The sequence below is a fragment of the Synergistaceae bacterium genome, assembly GCA_017540085.1.
Taxonomy (GTDB): Bacteria; Synergistota; Synergistia; order Synergistales; family Aminobacteriaceae; genus JAFUXM01.
The window spans coordinates 29,330-45,684 of record JAFYBQ010000011.1 but is presented as its reverse complement, the minus strand read 5'-3'; the positions used below and the strand labels follow the sequence as shown (position 1 = coordinate 45,684).

Sequence of the window (16,355 nt, the reverse complement as noted above, 5' to 3'; positions counted from 1 at the left end):
GTTATATGGTATCGCCGGCTGACTGGTACATCTCAAAGACTGTAGCCTCTATTTTTGACTTGTCATCGTAGGGATAGGCCACCAGCATTATATTGACGTGTCTTGCCTGTCCTGTATTGTTTTCGGGATACGTGAACCTCACCCACTCACCTTCAGGGCCTGTAGCTGTCCCGCTTGTTTTGTCGAATGTTATCCAGTCTCTTGCCGTTGACTCAACTATGAGCTGCCAGTCGCATTCAGAATGAATCCTGACTGCCGCCGCGCCTTTCTGTTTGTGCCAAGCGTAATATCTCTGATGTACTGTCGAGTGCATCGGGGGATTGGGATTCTTGAAGGCAATCGAGAAATTTTTGGTATATGCCATGTCAAGCCTTTTAGCCTCAAAGATAGTTTGCGACTGACGATTTCGGAAATAGTAATTGCGGACAACAGTACCCTCACTCACTGCACCGCTGAATGTCAGCTCCTTGGACTCATATCCTTTCTTCCATTCATCTTGGCCGACTTTCATCACAGTAAACGCAGGAAACTTCAGCTCTTTCTTTGAAGCCTCATTTGCCGCGGCCTGGCTCCATGAAGATGTTTCATCCACCGGCCTGTCAATTGTCGAGCTGAACGCCGCCGATGATGTGTCAGAGTTGTTCAGAACGGTGATATTTGTAGCGTCAAAACTGACGTTTCCGGAGAAATGAACCCCGTAAAATTCCCCGAAACTATGCCCGGCAAAAACACCGTCATTGCTCCACATGAAATTCTCGCTATACTGAGTCCCCGCTGATACTCCGTCAGGCATTGAGGTCTTGACGCATTCGCCGAAAGTTATTTTGCTGTCAAACCCGCTTGTGTATCCTCTGAGTCCCCTGAACCATGTATAGGCCAGTTCAGTAGTCTGCGCGGTTCCAAGCTGCTGGTAAGGAAGAACGACTCTCGCCTGCGTATCTACTTTTTTGGGCTTCGTGCTGAAGTTTGAGCTTACTACAAAATAATCGCTGTGATCTGTGAATGAATGCACCGAATGCACATTATACTCAAGAATGTTTGTGCGGGTGCCTCTGTACATAATGTACTCGTCATCAAGATATACAAGTCATAATTACCCGAAAGAACCCGCGATATGTCGATAACATTGTTGTCCTCAGCCGCGGATGACTTCAGCATCGCCGCCTCGCCCGCGTTCGCCCGCGTTTTTTCGTCAAGAGAGGCGCGCCAGTAATAGTATCTCTTCCACCGTTCAACCTGCATGTCGATATATTCCTTCTCCACATCCTCGATGGTTGAATCCGCGTCAACAGAAACCAGCGTGCTTATGTCCGGATAAAAGAAAATATTATCGAGACGCACTATATTATCCTCGCTGACAACTGAGCCGACTGCGGTGCGCTTCGTTACTGCTATGATTTCGATGTCTGTGCCTGTGTCGATCCCGGAAATATCAGCTGACATTCTTTTGAGGAACTCGAAAAGCCCGGCCATGTCATATTCTGTCGGCTGGTACACTGTGAGTATTGCACCGTTCTTGAATTTGCTGATGACTTCCGAGTCAACAGAATCATTGATGAAAACAAGCTCTTGAGATTCAATTTTTGCCCAGACTCCCTCGGCTTTAAGCTCATCAATCATTGCCGTGAACTCAACCGTTGCCCTGATGTCGAACATTGACGGCAAGTCAAGCTCTGCGCTTTATCCTCCGCCGTTTTCGTTCGTGCCGTTTTCGTTCGTTTCGCCCGTGATTGCTACAGTCCCTCCTCCGCTGCCCCCGCACCCGCCGGAAATGAGCGCGACAAAAACAAGAACCGCCGAGGCTACAAGCAGGAAATATTTGCTTTTCCTCATGGTATCATTATCTTTCTTTATTTGAATCGAGTGTGTGAGATTTCGGAGATTATACACCAAAAATTACGGCTTTACTTCAGAAGAGAAGAGTCAGAATCGGGACGCTGAAAAGTGATATGACTGTCGAGACTACTACGCATTTTGCCGCGAACACGTAATCTTTTCCGTACATCTCCGCGAAAATCTCAGTGTTTGCCGCCGCAGGCATGGCCGTAAGTATCACTGCCACCTGCCACAGCAGAGCCTGCACTCCAATCCCCCGGAACAGGAACAGGAAGATTAACGGCTGAACGACGAGACGGACTCCCGTCAGGATTAATGCGTCAGTGTCGAAAGCCTCGCGGAGATTCGACTCGCCCAGTGCCGCCCCGATTAACATCATCGACAGAGGCCCGGTCATGTCGCCGATATTCTTCACCGCAACAGACAGCACAGCAGGAAGCCTGAACGGTAGAAACATCAGCGCGATTCCCAGAAACACAACAACAACGCTCGGAGTCCGCGCAAGTATCATCATCCGCTGCTTTGTCCCGCTTGTTTCGACAAAGAGAGAGAGTCCCGCAGTCCATATCAGTATACGGACGGGCAGCAAGTAGAACGAGGCATAGAAGACTCCTTCAGCCCCGAAAACTGAATTAACGATAGGCATACCTGCGTTTCCGGCGTTTGAGAAGAGAGTCGCGAACTCAAGAACGGCTTTGCGGCCATGAGGCTTTTTGCGCCAGAAAATTTTTGCCGTAACCCATGAAATTAGCACGCAGGATGACGAAATGAGCATAATTTCTCCGGCGGCTATGAGCTGTTCTATGCTTGTCTCAATGTTGAACGAGTTTAATATCATGCAGGGGAGTGCTATATCAAGCAGAAGATGTATGAAACTTGACCGGGCTTCACGCTTTAGGATTCCAGTTTTTGCCATGATGATTCCCGTAACGACATAGATAAACATTAGGGCTTGAGTATTGAGCATACGTTCAAAAACATTCATGTTAATATCCTCTCAGTGTGCAAAAAAATCCTCCCGCAGAAATTTCGCGGAAGGACTCACAAAGTCATCATCATGATTTTACGCCGCCGGTATAAGGCTCATTATCTGCAATTCTTTCACCGCCGCAAGGACTGACATAACGCCGTTCTTTTCCGGGTCTTGCTGCTGACTCTCATTCTTGACGGCCTCAAATATCGGAGTCCCTTTCGCTACGGTCTCGGTGTGCTGTTCCTGCTGATTTTCCTGCGCGATTTGGCTTCTTGCCTTTGCCGCCAGCGCCGCCGCTTTTGCCGCAACCCTCATATCCTGCCCGGAGGGGTCTGCCGGAGCGTTTGCCGCCGCCTGAACTTTCTGCATGTTCCGCAGGGTCTCTTCAGGAGTCGCGCCTTCCCTGAAATGTATCGGGACTTCCCCGCCTGTTATGTATTTCTGACCATCGGGGCCTTGTATGTAAGTGTAGCTGACTCCTCCGCCTAGCTCGCCCGCCGCGGCCTGATGGGCTGCCTCATGGGCTATTACTTCCTGCTGAATCTGTTTAAGCTCGCGGACTTGGGAGTCTTTCTCGTCCTCGGCCTTGTCTTTCTTTGCTTCGGCCTTGCGTTTTTCGTCCTGAGCTTTGATTACGGTCTGATTCTTTTCGTCCTTGTCGGACTCTTTCCTGAGTGCTTCATTGATTTCGCGGCTCCGGCTCTGTATGTCCTCTGTCGCGAGTCCTCCGCCAACGCGGTTAAGGTCTTCCTCACTGCCCTTCATGGTTACGGAAGCTCCCGTTATGTAGCGTTTTCCGTCCGTACCCATCGTGTAATGATATACCGTATGAACCTGCGCCGAGTCTCCGAGCTTGGCTTTGAGGGCTTGTTCCTCCGCTAAAATTTCCTGCTCCTTGAGCTGCTTCGACTGGTCTGTCTCTTTCTCATACTCCGCTATTTTCTGTATACGGGAGACATTCTGCATCGGCTCAAGGTAGCCAGCAGATAACATTGACGTAACCTGCATAATTTTTCACCTCCGTAAAAACTGGATGTAGATATTATACTCTAACTACTTCACGAACGGCGAACCGTCAATCACTAAACTTGCTGATCCGTCATCGCTGGCATTCATCACCGCATGAACTCCGAAAGGCAGAAACATATTGTACTTCCCATGCCCGGCAGGGACCCCCTTTATCACCGGCCTGCGTGAAATTCTCGCGTAATGCCTCAGAACGTCATCAAGCGTGAAATCATTTATCCCGTCAGCGTCTTCATCTTCACAGCCGACAAAATCACCAAGAAGAATCCCTCTCACCCTCCGTAATAATCCGTTCTGGTAAAGCTGATTCAGCATTCTGTCAACCCTGTACGGTTTCTCGCCGATTTCCTCAAGGAACAATATTGCGCCGTTCCCGTCAAGCTCATACGGAGTCCCGACAAGCGATGTTAAGACAGTGAGATTCCCGCCGATGATTACGCCTTCAGCGCGGCCGGGTGTTACGGTTTCGAGTTTATATCCTTCCGGCATTGGTATTTCGCCGATGGGATTCGGATTCGTGAGTCCGGCAAAGAAATTCCCGGACGTGTAATCGGACATGAATCTTTCTGTCGTGAACGAGACAAGCATAGCCCCGTGTATTGTCGGAATATTGGCCTTCTTTGCGAGCGCGATATGAAGTGCCGTAATATCGCTGAAACCGATAAAGGGCTTAGGGTGCCGGGCTATCATGTCATAGTCGAGCATTCCGAGAGTCCTCGCCGCACCGTAACCGCCCCTGACGCAGATTATTGCCTTCACGGAATCGTCCCGGAACATGTCGTTGATGTCCTCTGCGCGTCTTCTGTCAGTCCCGGCGAAATGCTCATACATTGCGGTTGCTGACGGTGCGACTTTCACGCGGTAGCCCTTTGCCTTTAGAGCCTCTATGCCCCCGTAAAGGTCAGAGCTTTCAGCGTAAGTTGACGGTGCTAATATCCCGATTACATCGCCTGATTTGAGCGTGTGAAATATCCCGGCGCATTCCGCGATATTCGGCAGGGACAAAATTACAGCTATGATTAATACGTATAAATTCCTCATTGTTATTCCTCCTGCTTAAATTTTAGCCATAAGACTCCATATAACCGACTCGAATCCCTGCCAGCCTTCAGCGCGTGAGGTCTTCTCCAAGAATGACAGCCGGGCAGATTCGGCCATGAATATTTTGATTCTCTCGGCACCGTAAATTTTGAGGGCCGACTTTGCTTTGTTGATGGCGTAATTCTTTTTGGCGGGGTCAAATCCTGCGGCCTTCAATGCCTCGTCAGCGTATTTCCCCTGAAACAGTGAGAGAATAAGCGCGGGGCGGAGTCTGTTTGTGATTGCCGCGATTATCGGGAGGGGGGAGTCATCATTAAGGTGGCTGATTGCTTTTGCGACATCGTGAGGATTGCAGGCGCATATTCCGTCAAGAAACATCATCATTGCCCGGCCTCCCTCGTCAAATGATAGGTCTTGCGCGTCCTTCAGGGTGATTTCACGGCCGTCAGCATAAATTCCGAGCTTGAGAATCTCCGCGCGTAATTCCTCCTGAGACTCTATGCTGTCGGCAAGAAGATTCGCCGCGTCCTGCGAGATTCTGAGTCCCTGCTCCTTTGCGAGAGACATTATCCACGCCTGCCGTTTCCACGGAGGAATTTGGGCTTCCGGCTTTATGAGTGTGATAGATTTTGCGACTGCCTTCAAGTTTTTTGTGTCAGTGCTGAAGACGAGTATTATTACAGTATCAGCTTTGTCATCCTCAATCATGGCCGATAAATTTTCGGGGAAAGCTCCGAGAATTTCAGCGTTCTCGACAACGATTAATTCACGTTCGGCGAAAAGCCCGGGCGTTATTGCGGACTCGAAAAGTTTATCCCAAGTCCCGAAAGTCTCAGCGTCATATTTGGCCGACAACGAGTAACCCGCTTTGCTGAGTCGGTCAATTTCTGATTTTAGCTGCCTTCTTTGGGCTTCTGAATATTCGATTGCGATCAAGTGAGGCATAATGCTATGCGTGTCTGCTTACTCAGTTTTCAGGTTTTTGTCGTCCACAATAAAAGCTCTCATGCACACAAAATTTTCTCTGTTGTAGGATGTTTCTTTTTTCCCGCTGTAATTATAGTAAACAAGTCCTGCTGACTTTGCCCTGCTCTTGAGCTTGTCTCTTAGCCGCGAATAGTCGCTTTTGTCGCTTTTGTCCGAAATCCTGTACACAACATAGCCTACTGTATTAGTGAAACCCAAATACACTGAGTACCCCCCTACTGTCGCGTACATGTTCTGCCAGTCATCTGATTTGCCGTTATTGAGGTTAAAGTGAGAGTTTTCGAGATAACGCTTCACGCCGTAATTATCTGATTTCAGTGCCTCATGAAATCTTATCTCTTTTCCGTCTATCACGAGATGATAACCTTGGTCCGAGGCATTAGAAGCCGCTTCCTTTATATTCCTCGAGTTGTCAAAATACCATTGCTGAAATGCAGTACGAAGCACACGCAAGTCATTGATAATCTTAACGGCTTTTGCTGTCCATATTATTTCGGAAGATGCCATCATTAATATGGCCGCGAGGACTCCAATCACAACGATTACGATTAACAGTTCGATGCGCGTAAACCCCTTCTTCTTTACGGAATGTAACATGAATAATCTCCTCCTAGTTGTGTGTGGTTCGTTGTGTGTGTATTTTATCAACAACGCAAAAAAAATCTCCCGCCCTCTTTCAGTCAGTGAGCAGGAGACTTCATCACCTTATCGCGTCAAGCAAGCCTGCTATCCCCTGCGCCGCCACATCTTTTATGATTTTGCCGTGTTCGCTGAGATAGTAGAAATTCATTGTGCGGAATGAAAACTTTTTGCCGCTTGCCGGAATGCCCATAAAATTGCCGTCATGAGTCCCTGAGCAAATCCAGCTCACCGCGATTTTGTTCCCCTCTGAAACAGTGTCTTCAATCTCCCAGTGAATATCAGAAAAACTTTTCCGCATGAAATCCACGACAGATAAATACCCGCTTCCGCCGTAAAGTTTTTCGGGCGAAGTGAGGCTCTGAAATTCCGCGCCGGGTGCGATAAGCTCCTCAGCAAGTTTTTTGTCGTTCGTGTTAATCATGATTCTGAAACGCTCTATTATTTCCCTCAATGTTTTCACTTCCTTCCATCATGCAAAAATCCCCCGCCCGTTATGAGCAGGGGAGACCGTCATTAACCTTTGACGACAATATTCACGAGCTTGTCCGGGACTGTGATAACCTTCACGATTTCTTTTCCGGCGATTTTCTCGGCTATGAAGTCCTCGGACATTATGCTTTTTGCTAGTTCGTCCTTATCCATTCCTGCGGGACGCTCAAATTTCCCGCGCATTTTCCCGTTAATCTGAGCCACAACCGTAACACTGTCCTGAACCATAGCGGACTCGTCAGCAACAGGCCACGGCGAAACGCATAACATCTCATCATGTCCGAGCATCTGCCACAATTCCTCGGTAATGTGCGGGCAGAAGGGCGACAGGCAATTGAGCAGGGAGTCTACAGCCTCGCGCTTGATGTCCCATGCCTGCGGGGAGTCATCGCTGACGGAGTATATTGCGTTCGTAAGCTCCATGAGTCTGGCTATGGCGGTGTTAAACTGTTTCTCCGCTGAAATGTCATCTGTAACGCTCTTTATTGTCGTGTGAATTTTCCGCTTCAGCTCCCGTAACGCCGGGGATTTTATTTCCGACATGGGAATAATTTTCTCGTTCTGTTTGAGATTTTCGGCGTTCTCCTCAACATATCGCCACACACGATTCAAGAACCTGTGTGCGCCTTCTACGTTCCTGTCTGACCACTCAAGATCATTATTCGGGGGAGCCGCAAAAAGTATGAACAGCCGAATCGTGTCAGCCCCGTATTTTTTCACCATCTCTGTAGGGTCTACGGTGTTGCCAAGAGATTTTGACATTTTCGCGCCGTCCTTAATCACCATTCCTTGAGTCAGCAAACGTGTAAAAGGCTCGCGGGATTCTGTGAGTCCTATGTCGCTGAGGAATTTTGCGAAAAACCGGGCGTATATCAGGTGAAGGCAGGCATGTTCGATTCCGCCTATGTACTGGTCAACGGGCATCCAGTAATCTACATCGGACTTCCTGAACGGAGACTCTTCACAGCCGGGCGAACAATAGCGGTCAAAGTACCATGACGAACAGAAGAATGTATCCATCGTATCAGCCTCGCGCCTTGCAGGGCCTCCGCAGTGAGGGCAGGTAGTGTTGAGGAAGTCAGGCAGGTCAAGAAGCGGGGAGCGTCCCACGTCTTTCACTTCAACATCTTCCGGCAGTCTCACAGGCAATTGATCTTCAGGGACAGGAACGACTCCGCATTTCTCGCAGTAGACGAACGGAATCGGAGTCCCCCAGTAACGCTGGCGGGATATGAGCCAGTCCCGGAGCTTGAAGTTTACCTCACGTTTGCAGATTCCCTCCTTTTCGCCCCAGTCAATCATGGCCGGGATTGCGTCAGCGGTCTTCATGCCGTCAAATTTCCCGGAGTTGCACGCTATGCCGTCGTCCTCGAATGCGTGCGCCATTGTCGCGCCGTCTAACTTTGTGCCGTCTTCAGGATTTATGACGGGGATAATAGGAATATCGTACTTCCTGCAAAAATCAAAGTCGCGCTGGTCGTGTGCCGGGACTCCCATAATCGAGCCCGTTCCGTAGTCGATGAGGATATAATTTGCCACCCAGATGGGAATCTTCTTGCCGTTGACGGGATTAACGCCGTAAAAAGGAGTCCTGAAGCCGAGTTTTTCCGCGCCCGCGTCTGAACGCTCTATTGATGACTGTGAAGAGACTTGTTTCACGAACGCCGCGAGCTTCTGTGCCTCGTCAGGATTCATTGAGTCCATCATTTTGCGGACTAATTCATGTTCCGGGGCAAGTGCTATGAACGTAACGCCGAAAATTGTATCAAACCTCGTTGTGAATGCCTCAAGATTATAATCAAGCTCCGGGATTCTGAATGACAGCCTCGCGCCCTCAGAGCGTCCGATCCAATTCGTCTGCATGATTCGGACTCGTCTCGGCCATCCTTCTGCTAATTCCTTCTCTATGTCGTCAAGCAATTCCTGCGCGTAGTCTGTGATTTTGATGAACCACTGCTTGAGGCTCTTTTTGTGGACGGGATTCCCGCACCGCCAGCAGCCTCCGTCAACAACCTGCTCATTCGCCAGGACAGTCCCGCAGGTCTCGCACCAGTTCACCGGGGCTTCTTTCTGGTACACTATCCCGCGCTTGTACATCTGCAGGAATATCCACTGATTCCAGCGGTAATAGTCGGGAAGGCAGGTAATTGCCTCTCTCCGCCAGTCGTAGCTGTAGCCCATGCGCTTGAGCTGCTGTGTCATGTAGGCGATATTCGAGAGTGTCCAGTCGTGCGGCTTTGTCTTGTACTTTATTGCGGCATTCTCGGCGGGCATTCCGAAAGAGTCAAAGCCGATTGTGTAGAGGACATTTTTCCCGTTCTTTCGGTGAAATCTTGCGAGAAGGTCTCCGATTGAGTAGTTCCGAATGTGTCCCATGTGAAGCGCGCCGGAGGGGTACGGGAACATTTCGAGGCAGAAAAATTTTTCCCGTGAAGGGTCTGTATGTGACTCAAAACAGCGGGACTCATTCCAGCGTTCCTGCCATTTTGATTCTATGTCGGCAAAATTATAGGGCATGAATGAATTTTTACCTCCGTTTGGGATTTGTTGTTTACGGAGGAATTATACACGCGCTAATCAAATTCCGCTGTCCAGTGTTGATACATTGAGGCCGGCTTCTTTCACTGTGCTGTCAGCCGGGTATACGTTATATTCGCACCATCCGCCGGGCAGAGTTTATTTCCCGGAGCACTCGCGAACAAGCAGTATTTTTCCGTCCCTGAACACCGCCACTCTTATGTCAATTTTGGGAGACTGATAGCCTGACTCGCCGCAGAATTATACGGTATGCGTGATATAATCAGCGAAATTCAGTAAAAAGAAAGGCTGACGAGATTATAATGGCCGATAATTTCCGGGATGATTCATGCTCAGACATAGATTTTGTGATGCCATGGGTTGACGGCTCAGACCCCGAGTGGCAGAAGCAGAAAGCGCAGTACAGCACGGACGGAAAATCGGAAGTCTTAGACGGGGATGAAGCTCGCTACCGGGACTGGGGCATTCTCCCGTACTGGTTCAGAGCCGCGGAGAAATACGCGCCGTGGGTCAGGAGGATTCATTTCATCACATGCGGCCAGATCCCCAAGTGGCTCAACCTGAATCACCCTAAACTACATTTTGTGAGGCATGAAGACTATATCCCGCATAAATGGCTTCCCACGTTCAGCTCACACCCGATAGAGCTTAACATGCACAGAATTGAAGGGCTGTCGGAAAAATTCGTGTACTTCAATGATGATGTATTCGTGCGCCCAGATAGGGCATTGTTGATATTAGTTTAAGGTACTAACACTCTCAATCATGAGCGAGTTGACCTGCCTAACCGAAAGGCGAAAGCCGATACGGGAACAAAGCACGGCAGGAAAGCGGTAAGTTATCCAAAGGCTAAATGGTACGACTGAACTGCAACAACAATCGGATATGAGGTTTAAGTTATCTACTTAACGCGAGACTTGAGTGTCTTTTTCGTCAAGAAGCGGGAAATTAGCCTGATACCTACTCTGTAACTGTCTAATTCTACGGAATGCAGACATAGAATGATTGCAATAGTTACAGCACGAGCAGGAGAGCCTGTGTTAAAAGGTCTAAAGTGAAACCGACAATCCGTATTTACCTAGCAACAATGCTAACTGGGGATATTCTAAGGATAGATGCCTACGGGCTATAGTCAATGGACTTGAATACTATCTATGAATACGGAACATTCGTAGTAGTTTGAGAGGGTAATATCCCTTACATGGCGAAGGAATGTAGTTTATACGACTTCAAAATTGATGATGAAAGGGAGGAAAACCTCAAGTGAAACCGACATCAGAAATTTTGAAACGAATTAGGGAAAATTCTAGCAAGCATTCACAGGAAATTTTTACACGCCTATACAGGTATTTACTCAGGGAGGATACCTATTTTATTGCGTATCAAAATTTGTATGCAAATCGCGGTTCTGGGACAAAAGGGACGGATAACGATACAGCAGACGGTTTCAGTCTTGATTACATACATAAAATTATAACGGAACTCAAAGAGCTGAAATACGAGCCTAGACCAGTTAGAAGAACCTACATAGAAAAACGCAACGGTAAAATGCGTCCGCTAGGTATTCCGTCTTTTAAGGATAAATTAATACAGGAAATTATACGCTCAATACTAGAAGCAATATATGAGCCTCTCTTTAGCTCCCATTCACATGGATTTAGACCACAAAGAAGCTGCCATACTGCTCTAAAAGAGATAAGTTACAGTTTTAGAGGTATTAAGTGGTTTATAGAAGGAGATATAAAAGGCTGTTTTGATAGTATAGAGCATAATATCTTATTAAGTATTTTGTCATCAAAGATTAGGGACAGCAAGTTCTTAAATTTAATCAGAAAATTCCTTAAAGCCGGATACATGGAAAATTGGGTATATCACAAAACTTACAGCGGTACACCTCAAGGAGGCATATTATCACCGATACTAGCTAATATATATCTGAATGAACTGGACAAAAAAAGTAAAATTAATGTCTAATGACTTTGAAGTATTTTTAGGAAACAGGCGAACTCATGTCTACAATAAGCAACGCTATAGAATAATGACGCTAAAGAAGCAGTATTCTATGCTAACAGACCCTCTAGGCCGAAAGAAAATGCTTCAACAGATACATAAAGCTAAAGTCGAGTTACGGAAGTTACCCAGCAAAAATGCCACCGACAAGAAATTAGTATACGTGCGATACGCTGATGACTTCATAATAGGTATATCAGGAACACGCAAGGAAACAGAGAAAATCAAAGAGGAGCTAAAACTATTTCTAGCCCAAGAATTAGGATTAGAACTGAGTGAAGAGAAAACTCAAATAACGCACAGCTCAGAAAATGCAAATTTTCTCGGATATAATATCAACGTCAGACGCACTAACAAGGTCAAGAAAACGATCAACGGCATACGTCAACGAACAATCAAGAATAAAGTTGAACTGCTAATACCTATGCGGAAAATAGAAGAATTTCTATAGGGACACCACATAGTGGAACAGGCTCAAGACGGAAAGATGACCCCAATTCACAAGAGCGCACTGACAGTATACAGCGACCTTGAAATAGTAGATACGTATAACGCCCAAACAAGGGGAATTTGTAATTATTACCGAATGGCAAGCAATTTTGCAAAATTAAACTATTTCATTTACCTTATGGAATATAGCTGTCTTAAAACATTAGCCAGTAAACATAGGACAAGCATATCTAAAATTATAAAAAAATACAGAATAGGACACAGATGGGGTATACCTTACGAAACAACGAAAGGTAAAAAGTCGTTATTTATAGCGAAATATCCAGACTTCCATAGAAGGGAATATAGCGAGGATATAGATACAATCCTAATACGAGTGCGTACAAACACGCGAAGCACAATAGAAGCTAGATTGAAAGCGAGAAAATGCGAATTGTGCGGAGTAGAAGGAGAAAACTATAAATACGAAATTCACCACGTGAACAAGATGAAAAACCTAAAAGGTAAAACGAAATGGGAGCAGGCAATGATAGCCAGAAAACGCAAAACGTTAGTATTATGCCATGAATGCCACCAGAAAATCACTAATCCGTCAAAAGTATAAATGGAAAGCCGTGTGCATTGAGAGGTGCAAGCACGGTTTGGAGGGGGGACTGCACAGACCTATATTCGGAAACGATACAAGGCGGTGCTTTCCTACCCTACAGAACCATGATGAATGACTGCATTACTCTTCTCATTCCTCTCGTCAATGAAGTTTTCGGCAAACATTACACGGGCAGCGAAAAGATTGTTTTTCACCCTAATGAGCATTTCATTAACCAGCAGGACGGCAATGAACAGAAGCGCATTACTGACAGCTCTTTTTCCATTATCTCAAGCGATGGCACTGAAGAAAAATTCATCATCGAATGCCAGTCAAAAAAGATGATACTATGCTCATCAGAATTTTTGAGTACATTACTCAGGAAGCTCTCGACTCAGGTACTGTCTCCAATTACCAGCTCATTGTCACTATCCCTCATGCCGCTGTCCTCTTCCTGCGCTCAAACAGCAATACTCCAGATTCTATGAACATCATCATTAACACTCTGGGCGGTTCTGTCTCCTTTGATGTACATATCATCAAGGTTAATGCTTACTCTTTGCAGCAGCTTTTCGATAAAAATCTGTTCTTCCTTCTACCTTTCTACATTTTCAACCTTGAGGAGGACTTCCCGAAGTTCAACAAAGACAAGAAAGCATTAGAGACTTTGAAAAGTATATATGTTGACTTTATGCTTAGGCTTGAAAAAGCTATGGGTGATGGATTAATATCAGCTTATTACAGAAGAACCATTCTCGATATGAGTAAAAAGGTGCTTGAAAATTTAGCCGCTAAATATAAAAATGTCCGAAAGGGAGTGAACGATATTATGGGCGGTCAGGTTCTTGAACATGAAGGCAAGACTATTTACAATGTCGGCATTAAAGAAGGTATCGCTATTGGTAAGGAACGTGGGCGGAAGGTAAAAAATTTGACACCGCCAGACACTTACGCAAAATGAGCTTGAGCGACAATGTGTTCATCAAGCTAAAAACCTTTCATTGTCTATAGATACAGCCGCCTATTATGCCTAAACTGGCTCAAACACTGCGAGTTATGGTATTTATAATACTATGAACTTTCATTTTGAGCGAAATAATATTTTTACCTCTTGCAATGTTTCCCGCCATCTCCAAGTTAATGCTTTAATTAGACGGTATATTATCAGAAAAGGATACAACAAGTAAGAGTGATAAATAGGCGGAAAAATTCTTAAAAGCATAAATTTCATTTTTGCCATAGTTCCACCGCCAAATCTTTTTACTTTGTTGCTGACACTATTCTCCAATGTTCCGTAAGCTCCTGAGTTCAGAATGTATTTGAACATTTCTCGATCGTCTTCCATTAGTTCATGACAACCGAAAAGATTTACAGCTAGTGAGCGGTTCGTCTTCTCGAAATACGAAATTCCCAGCTTCTTTATTTCCTCCGAAATATAGTCAAAATCAAGCATTCCTTCAAAATGCTTCAGGAACACATACATATCAAGCAGTGAGCGTAATCCTGTTCCTCCGGCTGAATAATGTTTGTACTCGTGCGCCGTCATGTACACGTAAAAATCTTCAGGGCTGAAATGATTACCGCTGTTGTCCCCTTCATCCTTTATAAGGCGGCTTTTTACGTCAGCATAGTAATCATATATCCTTTCATCAAAGGCAACACTGAATAACTCCCGGTGCATTTCAAAGTTGCATAACGGCTTCTTGTAATATACATCGTGATTGCCTGTTCCAAAAATCTCAACCGTGAAGCCTAGTCCCTTCATGATCCTTCTCACATCATCAGCCCGCGCTACGTCAAATAAAATATCGTAATCAGACATCTCACGCATTCCGAAACGAGGATAATAATTCTTCAGCACTGCTCCTTTCAGCGGCATGTACCAGATACCAGCTTCATTAAGACTTTTCAATACGGAATGATTCGCTGCTTCAAAAAATGTGGCCTTCCTCACTGAAAAAGAAATTGCATTCTTCAAGCGTCCATCTTTACAGCCAGCTCTCTCCAGTGCCATAGCTACAACAGCACTCAGCATGTGATACGAGGCAAACGAGAACAACAAATCTAAATCCATTCCCGCTATTTTAGCTGTCTCCGGCTTAGTCCCATTCACAGCGCATGAGGCTAGATAGATTACTGTCTCTGCTATTTTCATCTCCGTATCAGCCTTTTTATCATGGGAATTATTCTCTGTCTCAGGTATATTCTGATCGGCGCACTTCTCAGCCACACAAATGAATATATCCTGTACGCAAGTTCATTCACACTGTGTTCTCTGCCGTTGCGAATAAAAGATGTCATCACCGCTAAAATATCGCTGTCCTTGATCCCGTATTCCTTAATCGCGCAGTTGTCGCCTAGTATTACATAATCTTTCGGCCTAACCTCGATTATTCGGTGCAGTACATACTGACGCTTTCGGCGATACAAAACTACGTCCCCAACTTTGCAGCGTTCCGCGCCTTTCTTCTCGATGAAAAATAAATCTTTGCCCTCACGCAGTAACGGCAGCATACTCACTCCTACATTCGCAGAGATCACTCGCCCTTGTTCCGATAAATATTTTTCGAGGCTACTCAATTAATGCTCCCACGCTACGCAATACTTCAACTGCTTTTCTCACGTCAAATTCTATTGTCCCGGCTGGCGCGTCATATTTTTTACGCAGGTTTTTCACGATTTGAGTTTCCGTCGTGTCCGTCTTCAAAAATCCAATGACTTCTCCGAGCGTTTCATTACCCTTCACTAATCCACGAAATGCTAAATTCCCTGACGGCACTAAATACGCTTCACCGCCGCTCGTGTGGGTTAAAAATTCGTCTTTCAATCTCATTGTCTGTGTATCCTTTCATTGCGTTATAAGAAATTTCTGCCGCTTCTAGTTCTGTGTTGCAGGCAAGCCTGTAAAAACTCACATGTCGGCTTAGTCTGTCCAACAATTCAAGTGTCCTGTTAAACATCTCCCTATCTGACGGGTGATATGTCTGCTGAACTAAAATCGGGTACACGTTGCTGAAGTCAACCTGCCTAATCCGATTCGTCTCCGAACGCTCAAGAACGCATATCGCCTTCAACGGTACTGACATATTCGTGTTCAGTCCTTCCTTGCCGCAGTAAGGCGTTCCGTAAATCCTCGCTTCGTCTTCTGAAATCCTGATAAACGGCTTATCATCATTCACCATCACAGCACGGCTTCCTAAAAGTTCGCGCCATAATCTCGTGTGTGTTGATTTTCCTGTTCCGCTTTTCGCCGTGAACAAATAGCCTTCTCCGTCAACTGAAACCGCAGAGCCGTGTATCATCAGCGTGTCATACTTCGGCATTATTTCCGCTATCTTCCTGTATACTGCTGAGATTTCAAGCCAGCCTCCTGCCGATTCGACCTGAAGTGTTCGGCTTTCCGCTTTTATGTCATTATCTGTGATTTCTATCTCGAAATCCGGCTCGCACTCTGTCTCATATCCTTTGCAATAAACGTGTATGAACGAGAACAGAGAGGTTATTTTTATGTTCTTGTCCGCTATTCTATAAACATTACTCATGGTTCGTTTTGTTGAGAAAAGCAGGGTTAAAATGTTTCCATTACCCTGCTCATTCCACACATTAAAACAAGCTGTAACTGCTACCCGTAATGGGGTATTCGGGCGTTTTTGTTCCGCCGCCAGTACCCCCGCTCGTGGTGATTACGTCCTCGTACTCGTAATCTATGACCTCGATTTCAAGCCTCTTGTATTCCGCTTTCCGAGCCATAACATTACGCCTCCTTTCTGTTTCTGC

At 46.1% G+C, this 16,355-nt stretch carries 20 protein-coding genes; 5 read left to right on the top strand and 15 right to left on the bottom strand.

Annotated elements, in window-relative coordinates:
• Window position 1: 1 nt before the first annotated feature.
• The 10 genes from IKQ95_02020 to IKQ95_01975 all read right to left on the bottom strand — a co-directional run bounded on the left by IKQ95_02020 (window position 2) and on the right by IKQ95_01975 (window position 9,511).
• Window positions 2-1,060 (bottom strand): BACON domain-containing protein, encoded by a 1,059-nt coding sequence (locus tag IKQ95_02020; protein ID MBR4195472.1) that lies wholly within the window; start codon window positions 1,058-1,060, stop codon window positions 2-4.
• Window positions 976-1,665 (bottom strand): hypothetical protein, encoded by a 690-nt coding sequence (locus IKQ95_02015; protein ID MBR4195471.1) that lies wholly within the window; start codon window positions 1,663-1,665, stop codon window positions 976-978. Before IKQ95_02015 ends, IKQ95_02020 begins: the two co-directional genes overlap by 85 nt.
• Before the next feature lie 15 nt (window positions 1,666-1,680).
• Window positions 1,681-1,833: a hypothetical protein gene (locus tag IKQ95_02010; protein MBR4195470.1), complete on the bottom strand. Its 153-nt coding sequence runs from the start codon at window positions 1,831-1,833 to the stop codon at window positions 1,681-1,683.
• Between the two features lie 76 nt (window positions 1,834-1,909).
• The gene (locus IKQ95_02005; GenBank protein MBR4195469.1) at window positions 1,910-2,821 is read right to left on the bottom strand and encodes an AEC family transporter; all 912 of its coding nucleotides are present in this window, start codon (window positions 2,819-2,821) and stop codon (window positions 1,910-1,912) included.
• Between the two features lie 78 nt (window positions 2,822-2,899).
• Window positions 2,900-3,817 (bottom strand): hypothetical protein, encoded by a 918-nt coding sequence (locus IKQ95_02000; protein ID MBR4195468.1) that lies wholly within the window; start codon window positions 3,815-3,817, stop codon window positions 2,900-2,902.
• Between the two features lie 45 nt (window positions 3,818-3,862).
• Window positions 3,863-4,876 (bottom strand): LD-carboxypeptidase, encoded by a 1,014-nt coding sequence (locus tag IKQ95_01995; GenBank protein MBR4195467.1) that lies wholly within the window; start codon window positions 4,874-4,876, stop codon window positions 3,863-3,865.
• Between the two features lie 15 nt (window positions 4,877-4,891).
• The gene (locus IKQ95_01990) at window positions 4,892-5,821 is read right to left on the bottom strand and encodes a hypothetical protein (GenBank protein MBR4195466.1); all 930 of its coding nucleotides are present in this window, start codon (window positions 5,819-5,821) and stop codon (window positions 4,892-4,894) included.
• An 18-nt stretch (window positions 5,822-5,839) separates the two neighbouring features.
• Complete coding sequence (locus IKQ95_01985; GenBank protein ID MBR4195465.1) at window positions 5,840-6,460, bottom strand: prepilin-type N-terminal cleavage/methylation domain-containing protein; 621 nt, start codon at window positions 6,458-6,460, stop codon at window positions 5,840-5,842.
• A 103-nt stretch (window positions 6,461-6,563) separates the two neighbouring features.
• Window positions 6,564-6,956 (bottom strand): ester cyclase, encoded by a 393-nt coding sequence (locus IKQ95_01980; GenBank protein MBR4195464.1) that lies wholly within the window; start codon window positions 6,954-6,956, stop codon window positions 6,564-6,566.
• A 62-nt stretch (window positions 6,957-7,018) separates the two neighbouring features.
• Window positions 7,019-9,511, bottom strand: a complete 2,493-nt coding sequence (locus IKQ95_01975) for a leucine--tRNA ligase (protein ID MBR4195463.1) — start codon at window positions 9,509-9,511, stop codon at window positions 7,019-7,021.
• Window positions 9,512-9,834: 323 nt separating this feature from the next.
• On the opposite strand from IKQ95_01975, the gene IKQ95_01970 reads away from it, so the two are divergent.
• The 5 genes from IKQ95_01970 to IKQ95_01950 all read left to right on the top strand — a co-directional run bounded on the left by IKQ95_01970 (window position 9,835) and on the right by IKQ95_01950 (window position 13,539).
• The gene (locus tag IKQ95_01970; GenBank protein ID MBR4195462.1) at window positions 9,835-10,278 is read left to right on the top strand and encodes a Stealth CR1 domain-containing protein; all 444 of its coding nucleotides are present in this window, start codon (window positions 9,835-9,837) and stop codon (window positions 10,276-10,278) included.
• Between the two features lie 517 nt (window positions 10,279-10,795).
• Window positions 10,796-11,506: a hypothetical protein gene (locus tag IKQ95_01965; GenBank protein ID MBR4195461.1), complete on the top strand. Its 711-nt coding sequence runs from the start codon at window positions 10,796-10,798 to the stop codon at window positions 11,504-11,506.
• Window positions 11,472-11,993: a hypothetical protein gene (locus IKQ95_01960; protein MBR4195460.1), complete on the top strand. Its 522-nt coding sequence runs from the start codon at window positions 11,472-11,474 to the stop codon at window positions 11,991-11,993. The genes IKQ95_01965 and IKQ95_01960 overlap by 35 nt, the downstream gene beginning before the upstream one ends.
• Before the next feature lie 12 nt (window positions 11,994-12,005).
• Window positions 12,006-12,596: a hypothetical protein gene (locus IKQ95_01955; GenBank protein ID MBR4195459.1), complete on the top strand. Its 591-nt coding sequence runs from the start codon at window positions 12,006-12,008 to the stop codon at window positions 12,594-12,596.
• 307 nt (window positions 12,597-12,903) lie between these two features.
• The gene (locus IKQ95_01950; protein MBR4195458.1) at window positions 12,904-13,539 is read left to right on the top strand and encodes a hypothetical protein; all 636 of its coding nucleotides are present in this window, start codon (window positions 12,904-12,906) and stop codon (window positions 13,537-13,539) included.
• 120 nt (window positions 13,540-13,659) lie between these two features.
• On the opposite strand, the gene IKQ95_01945 is transcribed toward IKQ95_01950, so the two are convergent.
• The 5 genes from IKQ95_01945 to IKQ95_01925 form a co-directional block, all read right to left on the bottom strand.
• Entirely contained in the window at window positions 13,660-14,808 is a 1,149-nt protein-coding gene (locus IKQ95_01945) for a nucleotidyltransferase family protein (GenBank protein ID MBR4195457.1), read from the bottom strand.
• Window positions 14,730-15,092 (bottom strand): S26 family signal peptidase, encoded by a 363-nt coding sequence (locus IKQ95_01940; GenBank protein MBR4195456.1) that lies wholly within the window; start codon window positions 15,090-15,092, stop codon window positions 14,730-14,732. Before IKQ95_01940 ends, IKQ95_01945 begins: the two co-directional genes overlap by 79 nt.
• Before the next feature lie 58 nt (window positions 15,093-15,150).
• Window positions 15,151-15,405 (bottom strand): PqqD family protein, encoded by a 255-nt coding sequence (locus IKQ95_01935; protein MBR4195455.1) that lies wholly within the window; start codon window positions 15,403-15,405, stop codon window positions 15,151-15,153.
• Complete coding sequence (locus tag IKQ95_01930) at window positions 15,368-16,120, bottom strand: hypothetical protein (GenBank protein ID MBR4195454.1); 753 nt, start codon at window positions 16,118-16,120, stop codon at window positions 15,368-15,370. The genes IKQ95_01935 and IKQ95_01930 overlap by 38 nt, the downstream gene beginning before the upstream one ends.
• A 61-nt stretch (window positions 16,121-16,181) precedes the next feature.
• Window positions 16,182-16,328 (bottom strand): hypothetical protein, encoded by a 147-nt coding sequence (locus tag IKQ95_01925; GenBank protein ID MBR4195453.1) that lies wholly within the window; start codon window positions 16,326-16,328, stop codon window positions 16,182-16,184.
• Window positions 16,329-16,355 lie beyond the last annotated feature (27 nt).

Bases quoted from the DNA above. Each gene is read 5' to 3' on its own strand.
- IKQ95_01995 (MBR4195467.1), bottom strand. From the start codon at position 4,876: ATGAGGAATTTATACGTATTAATCATAGCTGTAATTTTGTCCCTGCCG.
- IKQ95_01990 (MBR4195466.1), bottom strand. From the start codon at position 5,821: ATGCCTCACTTGATCGCAATCGAATATTCAGAAGCCCAAAGAAGGCAG.
- IKQ95_02000 (MBR4195468.1), bottom strand. From the start codon at position 3,817: ATGCAGGTTACGTCAATGTTATCTGCTGGCTACCTTGAGCCGATGCAG.
- IKQ95_01930 (MBR4195454.1), bottom strand. From the start codon at position 16,120: ATGAGTAATGTTTATAGAATAGCGGACAAGAACATAAAAATAACCTCT.
- IKQ95_01985 (MBR4195465.1), bottom strand. From the start codon at position 6,460: ATGTTACATTCCGTAAAGAAGAAGGGGTTTACGCGCATCGAACTGTTA.
- IKQ95_01940 (MBR4195456.1), bottom strand. From the start codon at position 15,092: ATGCTGCCGTTACTGCGTGAGGGCAAAGATTTATTTTTCATCGAGAAG.
- IKQ95_02005 (MBR4195469.1), bottom strand. From the start codon at position 2,821: ATGAATGTTTTTGAACGTATGCTCAATACTCAAGCCCTAATGTTTATC.
- IKQ95_02020 (MBR4195472.1), bottom strand. From the start codon at position 1,060: ATGTACAGAGGCACCCGCACAAACATTCTTGAGTATAATGTGCATTCG.
- IKQ95_01975 (MBR4195463.1), bottom strand. From the start codon at position 9,511: ATGCCCTATAATTTTGCCGACATAGAATCAAAATGGCAGGAACGCTGG.
- IKQ95_01925 (MBR4195453.1), bottom strand. From the start codon at position 16,328: ATGGCTCGGAAAGCGGAATACAAGAGGCTTGAAATCGAGGTCATAGAT.
- IKQ95_01950 (MBR4195458.1), top strand. From the start codon at position 12,904: ATGCCAGTCAAAAAAGATGATACTATGCTCATCAGAATTTTTGAGTAC.
- IKQ95_02010 (MBR4195470.1), bottom strand. From the start codon at position 1,833: ATGAGGAAAAGCAAATATTTCCTGCTTGTAGCCTCGGCGGTTCTTGTT.
- IKQ95_01970 (MBR4195462.1), top strand. From the start codon at position 9,835: ATGGCCGATAATTTCCGGGATGATTCATGCTCAGACATAGATTTTGTG.
- IKQ95_01960 (MBR4195460.1), top strand. From the start codon at position 11,472: ATGAACTGGACAAAAAAAGTAAAATTAATGTCTAATGACTTTGAAGTA.